Source organism: Lepagella muris (assembly GCF_004793975.1).
Lineage (GTDB): Bacteria > Bacteroidota > Bacteroidia > Bacteroidales > Muribaculaceae > Lepagella > Lepagella muris.
In genome coordinates, this window is the sequence record NZ_SRYB01000004.1 from 18,019 (window position 1) to 30,510 (window position 12,492).

Below are 12,492 nucleotides of genomic sequence, written 5' to 3' on the forward strand. Positions count from 1 at the left end.
CTGATAAAATCCCGGTTGCCCATCACACATCGGCAATCGGGATTTCTTTTCACGAGACTCAATTCACGTAAAATACGTTGTACTCCACACCGTCTATCATCTCGGTAGTGACGTCATCAATTTCAAAAGATCCTTCAGGACTTACCGACATCACCATCTCTCTATCCCCATTCTCTATTTTATATGATATTTTAGTAAGATCTCCCCTTGTTAACTTAAAATCCATGTGCCAATATCTTCTTCTCTCATCATAAACCACCTCCCCATTCTCCACATCGTCTCCTAATACAACTCTAAATTGCTCACCTAAATCATACCAATAGATTCTATACCTACAATTGGGATCAAATGTATCAATAAAAGGATATTTCAAATAAACTATAGAAACAGAGTTAAGCCAACAATATGTTCTGGTTATGGTTTTACCCTTCTCCTTCTCTTCCACATTCTCCAACTTTATGACATCCTCACATAATTGATGCTTATAATCATCTATAAATCTTCTACTACCTTCATTATTTGTACCCAAATTATGAAGAGCAATCGCATACCATAAATTATGATATTTCTCTCTTCTTTCCATTACCTCACCTTCTAACGAGATATCAAAATACCTACAATATATTTTTAATCCCTCCTTCAATGGATAATCAAAATCCATTTGACTCGTATTACCTTTCGTAGGCTTAACTAACGATTCTTCTTGCGAAAAAGCGTATGTAAAAAGCGTGGCAGTATTGTTGTAGAATCTTCCATTATATGTACCATACCATATCACCCGCAGTGTGGATTGTATCTCTATCTCCGGTTCCACTGCCACATCCCCTTTCACTACAAAGCGATATATATGATTGCCTTTCAATCTTTTCCATACATCTTCTGTTGACTCTGTCGGAAGACCCGTCTCATCATGATGCGCAATGTATATATCTTTCGTCACACCTGAATCTCCACCCTCTCCGTCACACATCGTCAGCGTGATTCTCCTTCTCTCATCATCAACACTTTCTCCAAGTATCATCTCCGGCACGTAAAGATAATAGCATGTCCTATCCACCTCATCCACCGTAATCACCGACTTATTGAAACATAGAGAATGTCTTGATTCCTCATCCTCCGGCTTTACATCTTTCCCCTCTTCCGAGAAATTACCGGATGGCATAACCGATCCCGAACCAAGATAACATGCAAGCGATGCAGAAAGGATACCGGAATCCGTATTGTCTATAATCTCTATCTTCGCCATGCGTCGTTCAAGTCCTATCTGCAACTCATCCGACACTCCCGCATCCAGCAGATTAAAGACCCTCTCCCCATACATCGGCAATGGGTAATAATCCGTAATGCCCTCTTTATCTGCCGACGCCAATTTCTCCGGACTGAACTCAAAACACATCTCAGACAGACCCTTAATATCGGTTATCGCTCCGAACGATACCCCATCAGGAAGAAATCTACTCCAGTTTGCCAAGGCAACAACCCTTACCACTCCATCCTTATAGGATGCGGCATCAAATTCAGCTGAAATATCACGAATAGTCCCGTCGGCAGAATCATCAGCATCAGGTTCCAATAATAGGCCTGTATCATGACTGTTGTCATATATAATATCAATCAGAACGCCATCCTTATCAAATGCACCCACCCAAAGATCGTCAGCCGATATATGATTCTCATCCGCCGATCCGCCACGTCTGCCGTATTCCTTACCCGTCGAGCCCCTCGTAGGCATATCACAAGCAGACAGACACAGACGCATGCCTCTGACGGAATGTGGACCATCAGTCAGATTACCCTCCGACTCGCAGCCAGAAGCAATGACTGCCAACATGACGACAATCACAACCGGCAATATCCCGGATAAAATATAATCATAATGAGAAAAGTTTCTATAATGGGGTATATTCATCAGGTAAACAGATAAAAGTTAGGGAACGGGAATGATTATGCCCTATAATACGGCATGAATCGATTCAATGACAAAAGTAATCATTAATATGGAATTATATGATGATTCATCTGAAAAAAATATGCCTATCTCCCATTGATTTGAAACTATTAGCCTAAAAACGCTACTAAAGTATTAAAATCTATAAAATCCGACATGAGCCAACACCCGACATCCCACACTCTTTCAGAAAGGGAATTTCTCGACATCATAGATAACAACAGCAGCGTCATCACCCGTATATGCTATTATTATGCACAGGATACGGATGATTTCAACGACCTGCGGCAAGACGTGATTGCCAATATATGGGCATACCGCGACTCTTTCCGAGGGGATTCCGCCATCTCAACATGGATCTACCGCCTGACGCTCAACACGTGCATCTCCGCCCTGCGCAAGAGGAAACAGAAGGGGGTCAGCGTAAGTCTTGAGACACTCACCGACCTACATTCCGACACGTCAGACACCGCCGGAATGCACCGTGAACTATACCGCATGATCTCCCGTCTCTCTCCGGCAGACAAGGCGATAATCCTGCTATGGCTCGATGATCTCTCATACGACAATATCTCCGATATAATCGGTATAGGACGCAACACGGTCGCAACCAGACTGAGACGCATAAAGGAGAAACTTGCTAAAATGGCTGAGGCATGACTCCTTGTCTTAATATACGACAGGCTTATACCTATCCGTCTAAAAAATCCAATGAATAATACTTACCCAAAAGAATAACTGAATTATGGAAAATTTATCGAATATCACCGACATTGATCGCATGAAAGAGATGTGGTCGGATATGAACACCCGTCTTACAAAACTGGAGAAAGATTTATCGGAACAGTCGCGCAAGGTAAGTTCCAATAAGGTGCATACCGCCAAAGAGGATCTTATCAGAAAATACCGTCGCTTCATCGTCATAGCCGGTATTACGGGGATATTCTTCCCTCTTCTTCTTTGCTTCGGAGGAGTAGCCTACTATCCACAAATCCCTTGGCGATACGCATCAGCCGCCATGTTCTTTATCTTCTTCATGGTAGCCGCCGGCATGGATGCCTATCTTTACATGGCGGTGCGCGACATAAACCTCGCCACGATGAGCGTGCTGGAAGTGGCATCGCGCGGGCGCTCGCTGAAACGTCATCACCACATCTTCCAGATCATCCTCATCCCGTTTGCCATCGTCACGCTGGTGGTGTTTGCCATACCGATTGCAAGCGACACCGGACTTATCATCGGTATGGTGATAGGTGGTATCGTAGGTGGTTTGATAGGACTTTCGCAGTATCTTAAGATAATGCGCGACTATCGCGAGATCATATCCCAAGAAGAGATCAAAGATGAGGAATGATCAAAGAAATCATGCCAAGACCTGAAAAATATGGAGAAAAACCCGAAAAATAACGCATATTCCATATAATCTTTCAAAATATTCTATCTTATTGGGGCATAATCATTCTCTATTTACAGATTTTTAATTAATTTTGCACTCCGAAAACCAAAACATGTAACTGAGAAATGACAAAAGCAGAAATAACCAACGAGATTTCGAGAGCAACCGGTATCGACAAGGAAAATGTGCTCCAGGTGGTTGAAAAATTTATGGAAGTTGTTAAGGACAGCCTCGGAAAAGGTGAGAACGTCTATCTCCGTGGTTTCGGCAGCTTCATAGTGAAAGAAAGAGCAGAGAAGACCGGCCGCAACATTTCAAAGAACACTGCGGTTATCATCCCCGCTCACAAGATTCCCTCTTTCAAGCCATGCAACACTTTCAAAGAGATGGTGGCTGAAAGAACTTCAAAATAATGGCGACCACTTTGCAATACTGTCCCCAAGGCACATGCTCCCGCCTTATTGAAATCAAGGTTGAAAATGGCATCGTGGAGGAGGTGAACTTCACCGGCGGATGTCATGGAAATCTTCAAGGCATTGGAGCATTGGTGAAAGGGATGAAAGCGGAAGACGTCATCAAGCGTCTTGAAGGAATAAGGTGTGGCAATAAGCCGACTTCCTGTCCTGACCAGCTTTCAAAAGCATTAAAGCAGATAAACGCCATGAATTGAACATATCGAAGGGAATTTCGATGAGTTTTTTTCACTACAATGTAAAAAGGAAGATTCCGTAATGCTCGCATTCGGAATTTTCCTTTTTTTCTTAGAAGTCTTAGCAGTCCAAGCTGTCCTAAGACTACTAAGACTACTAAGACTTCTTGGACTACTTGGACTACTTAAAAATAACCATTCTATAATTATCCCATGAAACAGATTTCAAAACTAATGGCTTTCGCTTCCCTGGCATTGGTGTCATGCCAAAGCAATGGAGTGAAAGTGACAGTCAGCAATAATTCTGATTCCGACTGCAACAGTGCCATCGTGGAACTGTGGGCAGATTCCGTATTGTCACGTCTCGGAAGTAAGTATTGCTACGTGACAGATTCTAATGGCAATGAAGTGGCATCCCAACATACCCATGACGGGAAAATAATATTCCGCACCTCTATCGGCAAGGGTAGTTCGGAAGAGTATCAGCTTCTCCCTTCCGACACACTCCACACATATCCTCAACTGACAGCCGGACGGCTTTATCCTGAACGTGCCGACGACATGGCATGGGAAAATGAGATGAACGGCTATCGTGTGTACGGACCGGCTACCCAGGCAAAGGGTGAGCGAGGTTTCGGCTACGACCTGTTTTTCAAGCATAAGACCGATGACCTCATTCTTGAAAAATTATATGGTCCGGAGACAGATCCCGCCACATGGCAGAAAGTGGATTCCCTACAGAAAATTGACCCCGAATTGGCTAATAAATTCAGAGATTCCATCTCTTATCATATTGACCACGGCTTGGGGATGGATTGCTATGCTGTCGGTCCGACACTGGGAGCCGGTGTTGCGGCAATATTAAGAAACGACACTATATTCTATCCGTGGTGCTATGAGAAAGCGGAGGTGCTCGACAATGGTCCGCTCCGTTTCACCGCCCGTCTTGACTTCGCACCGGTGAGGATTGCCGGTGACACTGCCGTGGTTGAACATCGTCTCATCTCTCTTGACGCAGGCAGCTATCTGAACAATACGGAAGTGTGGTATGACGGTCTCAGTGGCAATGCCGACGTTGTTGTAGGTTTCCCGCTGAGGGATGATTCCCCGTCCTTCATATCGGAAGGGATCATAGCATATTCCGATCCCACACAGGGACCTGACAACGGACGCGCACAACTCGGCATCATCATCGACAATGATTTCACCGCAAAATCCGACAAGAATCGCCACGTGCTCGGCATAGTCAACATCTCCCCCTCCGACACCCTCTCCTACCGCTGGGGTTTCTCCTGGGACCGCGAGGATATAAAGGATATGGAGAGCTGGATCCAATATCTTAAAGGACAGAAACGACAGAATCTGGAAGTGGAATATTGATTCTGATTTTGATTCAACATGATAGACCATGACGCAACATGATTTATCATGGATTTTGAGATATCATGGTATAACATGCTGAATCATGATATATCATAAAAATATTGCATCATGATATACCATGGTTGATCATGTTATATCATGATGCAATTTATATTGCTAAAGATTAATATTCAATTGGATCGGAGGTATCAGAGTCCAGGGGCTCTGCGGAGCCCAATTGACGGATATGACATTTCTGGCACCGTATCTGTCGGCATAAGGATATAGATACTGAGTGTAGTAATGATTACCTCTACGATATTTCACGATATACGTGTCATGGCTGATCTGCCATACCCCGACATCGTGACACCCTCTTGTGGCGTATCTCACCATGTGCCCGAGACGTGGTGGTGGCGGTGGAGCGTGATGATGACGTCTTGGTGGTGGCGGCGGAGCGTGGTGATGATGCTTCGGCGGTGGTGGCGGGGTATGTCTGTGCTTATTGCCGGGAGCCGGGAAACTATTGCCGGGACGCCCGTAATTACCATGATGCTTATCCTTCTTATACTTATGGTCACGGTCTTTTTTATAACCTTTCTTCCTGTCGTATCTTTGCTCATGACGATCACGGTCATGCCCCTTGTGCTTGTCAGCAAAAGCCTCGACACTGCCGACCGACATGAATAAAGCTATCAGAATATATGCGAATATATGTCTCATAAGGATTCCGTTTAAAAGGTGAAACAATCTGAGTTAAAAGGAGGAGACCGATGATCCAGTGAACCTCCTGTTTACTTATAAGACAATAATACATTATAAAGTTTAAGCAGGTCAAAAAATTAATTAGAATTGGGGAATCATATCTTTTTTGAGATATATTTCCCAAAGAATCTTGTAATGTCGCACTTTTTCCTTAAATTTGGGGATTGTAAACATACTTGACATAAATTTTAGAGATATGAAATATAACCGTATTCTTCTCAAGCTTTCCGGAGAATCTCTCATGGGCAAACAGGGCTACGGCATCGACACCGACCGCCTCAACTCCTATGCTCTCCAGATACAGAAAGCTGTCAACAACGGCGTGCAGGTTGGCATCGTGATCGGCGGTGGAAATATCTTCCGTGGTCTGTCGGGCGCATCCAAAGGTTTCGACCGTGTTAAGGGCGACCAGATGGGTATGCTCGCTACAGTGATCAACTCCCTTGCCCTAAGTTCTGCACTTGAGGCAATCGGACAACCCGCCAAGGTGCTGACCGCTATCCCCATGTTCCCCATCGGCTACCCCTATTCCAAATGGGAGGCTATAAAAGCTATGAAAGAGGGCACTGTTGCTATCATGAGTTGCGGCACCGGATCCCCTTACTTCACAACCGACACAGGCTCGGCACTGCGCGCCATTGAAATCGAGGCTGACGTAATGCTGAAGGGCACCCGCGTAGATGGCGTATACACAGCCGACCCGGAGAAAGACCCCACTGCCACAAAATTTGACCATATCACCTACGAAGAAGTGATAGCACGCAATCTGAAGGTGATGGACATTACCGCTACCGCACTTTGCAAAGAGAACAGCATGCCTATCTATGTCTTCAACATGGACAAGGAGGGCAATCTCGAAAAGATGCTCAATGGCGACAATGTAGGCACGCTCGTTGACTAAAGCATTTCTATTATCAACAGCAGAAATGCGCTTAACATGCGCTTTTATACATCATTTAGCAATACTATCAAAATATTGATTAAATGATAATTATTTCTTAAAACACTCCTTAACCCATCCCATTTAAACATTAAAACAAATATGGAAGTTAACGAATATCTTGACAATGCGAAAGACAGCATGGAACTCGCTGTGGAATATCTCGACGACACACTTTCGCATATCCGCGCCGGAAAGGCATCCGCTCGTCTGCTTGACGGAATACGTGTAGATTACTACGGTTCGCAAGCTCCAATCTCAAATGTCGCCAATATTTCGGTGCCAGACGCAAGAACCATTGCCATCACTCCATGGGAAAAGAGCATGTTCAAGGAGATTGAGAAGGCTATCATAAACTCTGAACTTGGCATCACTCCTGAAAACAATGGTGAAGTGATACGCCTGTCGATACCGCCGCTTACAGAAGACCGCCGTAAGCAGCTCGTAAAGCAGAGCAAGGCAGAGGCAGAGACTGCAAAGGTGTCGGTGCGCAATGCCCGCCGTGAGGCTATCGAGGGTCTGAAGAAAGAGATCAAGAAGGGTCTCAGCGAGGATATCGAGAAGGATGCCGAGAACGACGTGCAGAAACTCCATGACAAGTACATGAAGAAAATCGACGAAATCTTCGCAGCAAAAGAGAAAGAGATTCTTACAGTGTAATCGCTGCGCTTACGCGCATTGTAACATATAATAAGTCGGAAGTCGGAAGGGTATAGCCTTTGACTTCTGACTTTTTTTTATTTCTTTTGCATAAAAATAGTGAATCGCATGGTTTCCATAATCATTCCTGTATATAATGCCGAGTCTTTCTTGGAGAAGGCAGTGGAGAGTGTGTTCCGACAATCATATAAGGATTGGGAGATTATCCTTATTGACGACGGCTCGACAGATTCTTCCGGCATTATCTGCGACAGTCTGGCAAATCAGCATGATAATATCAAGGTGGCGCATATAAGCAACGGTGGACAATCCCATGCAAGGAATCATGGATTGGATATGGCGGAAGGGAGCCATATAATCTTTCTTGATGCCGATGATATCCTTCCGCCTGACACTCTGAAGATAACCTATGATTGCTTTCTGAAGTCCGGATGCGACGTAGTGTGCGGCACCATGCAGAATTTCTCAGAGGAAGATGAACTGAAATCTGTAGATAGATCCCCTTCGGAAGCCTTGACAGGGAATAATTATTTCCGCATGCTCTCTCCGGAAGATGCAATGCTCGACATCCTCTATCAGAAAAGACTCGACAATTCCGTATGCGGAAAATTATTTACAGCCCGCATCTGGAAAGAGCTGCGATTCCGTGAGGGCACCGGCTATGAGGATCTTGACGCAATCTGCCCTGCCATTATGCGAGCCAACCGAGTAGTCGTGCTGAAAGATTGCCATCTTTATTTCTATCGGCAGCATCAAGGAAGCTATATACATACGTTCAATCTGCGGCGTTGCGATGTGCTCGACGTGACACGACGCCTCACCGCCACGATGGAAAGCCATTATCCCCGTCTGGCACCTGCTGCACGCTCAAGAGAACTGAGCGCGAATTTCAATATGCTTACGCTCCTCGCCGCCAACTCCACATCTCCGGAGGCGCGTGCCTTATCCGACAGATGCTGGATAAGAATAAAGGAGCTGCGCGGCGAATCGCTGCGCAACCCCTCTGTCAGATTAAAAAACAAGATCGGAATAGTCTGCACCTATATCGGCGGCAGACGGCTCGTGGAGATTCTCGGCAAGGCATTATGCCGATAAATTCATGATTCCATTTTTATGAGATGGGATCTCTGGGAATCATATCATCCCCGACACAATCTGCCATAACGCTATCCCTGCACTCACCGAGACGTTGAGGGAATGTTTCACCCCCGACTGTGGAATCTCAAGAACGATATCAGCAACGTCAACGATACGCTGGTCGACACCCTTCACCTCATTCCCCACCACAAGGAGATAGCGTTCGCCATCAATAGGACGGAAATCTTGTAAAGCAATGCTATTATGTGTCTGCTCAAGCACGCACACTTTCCACCCCTCCGACTGCATTCTTCTCACCTCCTCGAAGGCATCATTCACGTGTCGCCAGTCGACGCTCTCCTCTGCTCCAAGAGCCGTCTTCGTGATCTCCGGGTGAGGCGGGCAACCGGAAATTCCGGCAAGCACCACCTCCCTTATAAGGAAGGCATCGGCTGTGCGCAGCATTGCGCCGACATTATACATCGACCTCACATTATCGGCAAGCATCACGATCGGCAGCTTCTCCATCTCCTTATATTGGCTGAGGCTGCAGTTGGTAAGTTCGATTATATTCTTCTTCTTACGATCCATGACCCGTCACTCCGACATCTCAAGCATACGCACGATAGGTCGCAACGCCTTCTCTGCAATCTCGGCATCGACCGTCACTTCCGGTTTTCCGTCGCGCAGAGCCTCGTAAACCTTGCGGAGAGTGTTGCGCTTCATATAGTCACATTCGTTGCACATACACCCCGGTTCATCGGGAGGAGCGGGGATGAATTTCTTCTCCGGACACTGGCGACGCATCTCGAATAATATGCCACTTTCTGTCACAACAATATATTCCGGCGCATCGTCGCTCCTGGCAAAATCGAGCAGTGCGGCAGTAGATCCCACCTTGTCGGCAATCAGCTGGAGAGGACGTCTGCACTCCGGATGCACGAGCACCTTAGCTTCAGGATGCTCCCTCTTCAGCTCGTCGATTTTTTCCAAAGAGAATCGGTCATGCACATGGCAAGCACCATCCCATAGGAGCATGGAGCGCCCGGTCACGCAATTGATATACTCACCCAGATTTCTGTCAGGACCGAAAATTATCTTCTCATCCTCGGGAAGCTTATCCACTATCTTACGTGCGTTGCCGGATGTGACCACGATGTCAGTGAGAGCCTTCACGGCAGCCGACGTGTTGACATAGCTTATGACCGTATGATCCGGATGCTCCTTTACAAACTGTTCAAACTTGACAGGGTCACAGCTGTCGGCGAGAGAGCATCCCGCCTCTGTGTCGGGGAGCAACACCGTCTTGTCGGGGCAAAGTATCTTTGCAGTCTCACCCATGAAATTCACGCCACACATCACGATTACGTCGGCATCCGTCTTTGCCGCCTGTCTCGCCAAGGCGAGAGAGTCACCGATGAAATCGGCTATCTCCTGAATTTCGTCACGCTGATAATAATGTGCCATGATGAGAGCATTCTTATCTTTCTTCAGACGCATTATCTCCTCGCGCAATGCGTCTGTTTCGGGATTTTTTTGACTAAGGTTCATTATTGTTTATTATTTAATAAAAATTTAAATCTATAAAAATTAATCAACAACAACAACAAAGGCTGTCAATAACTACCAATAACTTTTCCCAAAAAAAATTGGAAATATGAGTTATTGAATTTTAAGACGCACTTATTGTCATATTATTAACAATAGATATCCTTGATAATCAACAAGATGTGAAGGTTATTGACAACTTGTAAATAACTGCGATGTTTACAAATTTTTATCTCGCAAAGTGTAGATAACTGTAGATAACCCTGCAAATAACTGTAGATATCTTTGACAATAACTATTGATAACCTTTGAAGGAATATGCAAAGATACAATAAAAACCGCTATCTCAGACAATATTTATAAATTGCAAGTTAAATTAAAATATGTTATAAAACAATTTTCTACAGCTTCTTTACAACATATCTACCACTTTTCGACCACTTATCTACAAGTTATTGACAATTGCGGCAAGATTATTGACATCATAAAATGAAAGCGGGAACCGGATATTTCAGTCTCCGGCCCCCGCAACATCAAGGTTACGAAAAGGTGATTTCCTTTTGTCAGTTCGGCCTGTCCTTGTTCGGCCATGATAGTTTTGAATAATCAGCACAGAAAAAAATGCCCCTTGCAAAATGATATTGTCTTTCGGATAAGAGGTGGTCCGATCCTATCAATTTCTCAATAGAGATCCTTAATCGGGGCTTCATCTATAATAACCGATAAAGAGAAAAAGAGGTTCACGAAATAGGGTAAAAAAAGAGACGCGGCATCATAGCCACGTCTCCTCTTTTTGGTTTCCGGGAAATAAAATCAGATTAGTCCTCTCCCCTTCTCGATAGCCTGCTCATTGAGTGGGATTAGATTATGATGACGTTCCGGAAGAGATTTCTTAAGACCTTTCACCACATTCTCCATTGGGAGTTTGTAGGGCATCACTTCAAGGAGCGCGCCCATCACGACCATATTATATGCTTTCGGATTGCCGATTTCAAGAGTGGCTTCCATGGCATTTATCGGATATACCTTGACATCGTTTCTCTCGGGACGCTTGTGTATTCCGCTGGTGTCATACATCAGTATCCCGCCGGATTTCACTCTTGGGACGAACTTGTCGAGGCTCTGTTGATTCAGTGCCACAACGATGTCGTATGAGTCGAGCACTGGGGAGGAGATTTTGTCGTCGGAGAGGATGACAGTGACGTTGGCAGTGCCCCCTCTTTGCTCCGGACCGTATGAAGGCATCCACGTCACTTCCTTGTCATCCATGAGTCCGGAATATGCCAATATTTTGCCCATAGAGAGGACACCCTGTCCTCCGAATCCGGCTATTATGATCTCAACTTTCATCACACAAAAATTAGGTTAAAGATTTTTCAAGTCACCCAGCGGGTATTCCTTAAACATATTTTCAGCCATCCATTCATTAGCCTGGACCGGGGTCATCTTCCATCCGGAATTGCATGTGGAGATCACCTCCACCACCGAAGTCCCCTTCTTGGCAAGCGCATTCTCGAAAGCCTTCTTTATTGCGGCTTTTGTTTTCTTGACAGCGGCAGGCGTATGCACAGACTGGCGGGTCACGTAGCACGTTCCTCTCAGTGTAGCCATGATGTCGGTTATCTCGAGAGGATAGCCGTTAAGGTCGGCGCGACGTCCGTATGGGGAGGTGGCGGTTTTCTGTCCGAGGAGAGTTGTCGGCGCCATCTGTCCGCCTGTCATTCCATAGATAGCATTGTTTACAAAAATCATAACAATGTTTTCGCCACGGTTTGCGGCATGTATGGTTTCCGCTGTACCGATAGCCGCCATATCGCCGTCGCCTTGGTAGGTGAACACCACATTTTCGGGCCAAAGTCTGCTTATGGCAGTGGCAACGGCAGGAGCTCTTCCATGGGCTGCCTCTACCCAGTCGACGTCAACATAGTTATATGCAAATACCGCACACCCTACAGGGGATATCCCGACGGTGCGTTCCGTCAGTCCCATCTCATGGATCACTTCGGCAAGCAGCTTGTGTATGACACCGTGGCTACATCCCGGGCAGTAATGCATGTGCACATCGTCAAGGAGCTCAGGTGTGCTGTACACCTTATTCTCTTCCTTAATTATATCTTGAATTTCCATTGGTTTCAGTCTTATTCTTG

Annotated in this window: 14 protein-coding genes; 8 read left to right on the forward strand and 6 right to left on the reverse strand. The window is 45.5% G+C overall.

From position 1 onward, the window contains the following. Window positions 1–58: 58 nt before the first annotated feature. Window positions 59–1,909: a hypothetical protein gene (locus tag E5331_RS03800; RefSeq protein ID WP_135983920.1), complete on the reverse strand. Its 1,851-nt coding sequence runs from the start codon at window positions 1,907–1,909 to the stop codon at window positions 59–61. Window positions 1,910–2,104: 195 nt separating this feature from the next. Between E5331_RS03800 and E5331_RS03805 the strand changes: the two genes are divergently transcribed. From E5331_RS03805 to E5331_RS03825, 5 genes are all read left to right on the forward strand, one after another. Next, window positions 2,105–2,608, forward strand: coding sequence for an RNA polymerase sigma factor (locus E5331_RS03805; protein ID WP_123481554.1), 504 nt, complete (start codon window positions 2,105–2,107; stop codon window positions 2,606–2,608). A gap of 85 nt (window positions 2,609–2,693) precedes the next feature. Then, window positions 2,694–3,302, forward strand: a complete 609-nt coding sequence (locus E5331_RS03810; RefSeq protein WP_123481555.1) for a hypothetical protein — start codon at window positions 2,694–2,696, stop codon at window positions 3,300–3,302. 167 nt (window positions 3,303–3,469) lie between these two features. Beyond that, a complete protein-coding gene (locus tag E5331_RS03815) occupies window positions 3,470–3,757 on the forward strand; it encodes an HU family DNA-binding protein (RefSeq protein WP_123481556.1) in 288 nt (95 codons plus the stop codon). Next, the gene (locus tag E5331_RS03820) at window positions 3,757–4,014 is read left to right on the forward strand and encodes a TIGR03905 family TSCPD domain-containing protein (protein WP_123481557.1); all 258 of its coding nucleotides are present in this window, start codon (window positions 3,757–3,759) and stop codon (window positions 4,012–4,014) included. The genes E5331_RS03815 and E5331_RS03820 overlap by 1 nt, the downstream gene beginning before the upstream one ends. A gap of 192 nt (window positions 4,015–4,206) precedes the next feature. Beyond that, window positions 4,207–5,373, forward strand: coding sequence for a DUF4861 family protein (locus E5331_RS03825; RefSeq protein WP_123481558.1), 1,167 nt, complete (start codon window positions 4,207–4,209; stop codon window positions 5,371–5,373). Window positions 5,374–5,532: 159 nt separating this feature from the next. Here the strand turns inward: E5331_RS03825 and E5331_RS03830 are convergent, their stop codons facing one another. Continuing rightward, window positions 5,533–6,078 carry a hypothetical protein gene (locus tag E5331_RS03830; protein ID WP_135983922.1) on the reverse strand — a complete coding sequence of 182 codons (546 nt, stop codon included), beginning with the start codon at window positions 6,076–6,078 and terminating at the stop codon, window positions 5,533–5,535. A gap of 238 nt (window positions 6,079–6,316) precedes the next feature. On the opposite strand from E5331_RS03830, the gene pyrH reads away from it, so the two are divergent. From pyrH to E5331_RS03845, 3 genes are all read left to right on the forward strand, one after another. Continuing rightward, entirely contained in the window at window positions 6,317–7,021 is a 705-nt protein-coding gene (gene pyrH, locus E5331_RS03835; protein ID WP_123481560.1) for a UMP kinase, read from the forward strand. Between the two features lie 141 nt (window positions 7,022–7,162). Continuing rightward, window positions 7,163–7,720, forward strand: coding sequence for a ribosome recycling factor (gene frr, locus E5331_RS03840; protein ID WP_123481561.1), 558 nt, complete (start codon window positions 7,163–7,165; stop codon window positions 7,718–7,720). Window positions 7,721–7,828: 108 nt separating this feature from the next. Beyond that, the gene (locus tag E5331_RS03845; protein WP_123481562.1) at window positions 7,829–8,815 is read left to right on the forward strand and encodes a glycosyltransferase family 2 protein; all 987 of its coding nucleotides are present in this window, start codon (window positions 7,829–7,831) and stop codon (window positions 8,813–8,815) included. 39 nt (window positions 8,816–8,854) lie between these two features. Here E5331_RS03845 and E5331_RS03850 read toward each other — a convergent pair whose 3' ends face one another. The 4 genes from E5331_RS03850 to E5331_RS03865 form a co-directional block, all read right to left on the reverse strand. After that, window positions 8,855–9,388, reverse strand: a complete 534-nt coding sequence (locus E5331_RS03850; RefSeq protein ID WP_123481563.1) for an RNA methyltransferase — start codon at window positions 9,386–9,388, stop codon at window positions 8,855–8,857. A gap of 6 nt (window positions 9,389–9,394) precedes the next feature. Then, window positions 9,395–10,348 carry a quinolinate synthase NadA gene (nadA, locus tag E5331_RS03855; protein ID WP_123481564.1) on the reverse strand — a complete coding sequence of 318 codons (954 nt, stop codon included), beginning with the start codon at window positions 10,346–10,348 and terminating at the stop codon, window positions 9,395–9,397. Between the two features lie 810 nt (window positions 10,349–11,158). Continuing rightward, window positions 11,159–11,695: a 2-oxoacid:acceptor oxidoreductase family protein gene (locus tag E5331_RS03860; protein ID WP_123481565.1), complete on the reverse strand. Its 537-nt coding sequence runs from the start codon at window positions 11,693–11,695 to the stop codon at window positions 11,159–11,161. 15 nt (window positions 11,696–11,710) lie between these two features. Next, the gene (locus E5331_RS03865) at window positions 11,711–12,472 is read right to left on the reverse strand and encodes a thiamine pyrophosphate-dependent enzyme (RefSeq protein WP_123481566.1); all 762 of its coding nucleotides are present in this window, start codon (window positions 12,470–12,472) and stop codon (window positions 11,711–11,713) included. Window positions 12,473–12,492: the final 20 nt, after the last annotated feature.

Bases quoted from the DNA above. Each gene is read 5' to 3' on its own strand.
- E5331_RS03800 (WP_135983920.1), bottom strand. From the start codon at position 1,909: ATGAATATACCCCATTATAGAAACTTTTCTCATTATGATTATATTTTA.
- E5331_RS03805 (WP_123481554.1), top strand. From the start codon at position 2,105: ATGAGCCAACACCCGACATCCCACACTCTTTCAGAAAGGGAATTTCTC.
- E5331_RS03810 (WP_123481555.1), top strand. From the start codon at position 2,694: ATGGAAAATTTATCGAATATCACCGACATTGATCGCATGAAAGAGATG.
- E5331_RS03815 (WP_123481556.1), top strand. From the start codon at position 3,470: ATGACAAAAGCAGAAATAACCAACGAGATTTCGAGAGCAACCGGTATC.
- E5331_RS03820 (WP_123481557.1), top strand. From the start codon at position 3,757: ATGGCGACCACTTTGCAATACTGTCCCCAAGGCACATGCTCCCGCCTT.
- E5331_RS03825 (WP_123481558.1), top strand. From the start codon at position 4,207: ATGAAACAGATTTCAAAACTAATGGCTTTCGCTTCCCTGGCATTGGTG.
- E5331_RS03830 (WP_135983922.1), bottom strand. From the start codon at position 6,078: ATGAGACATATATTCGCATATATTCTGATAGCTTTATTCATGTCGGTC.
- pyrH (WP_123481560.1), top strand. From the start codon at position 6,317: ATGAAATATAACCGTATTCTTCTCAAGCTTTCCGGAGAATCTCTCATG.
- frr (WP_123481561.1), top strand. From the start codon at position 7,163: ATGGAAGTTAACGAATATCTTGACAATGCGAAAGACAGCATGGAACTC.
- E5331_RS03845 (WP_123481562.1), top strand. From the start codon at position 7,829: ATGGTTTCCATAATCATTCCTGTATATAATGCCGAGTCTTTCTTGGAG.
- E5331_RS03850 (WP_123481563.1), bottom strand. From the start codon at position 9,388: ATGGATCGTAAGAAGAAGAATATAATCGAACTTACCAACTGCAGCCTC.
- nadA (WP_123481564.1), bottom strand. From the start codon at position 10,348: ATGAACCTTAGTCAAAAAAATCCCGAAACAGACGCATTGCGCGAGGAG.
- E5331_RS03860 (WP_123481565.1), bottom strand. From the start codon at position 11,695: ATGAAAGTTGAGATCATAATAGCCGGATTCGGAGGACAGGGTGTCCTC.
- E5331_RS03865 (WP_123481566.1), bottom strand. From the start codon at position 12,472: ATGGAAATTCAAGATATAATTAAGGAAGAGAATAAGGTGTACAGCACA.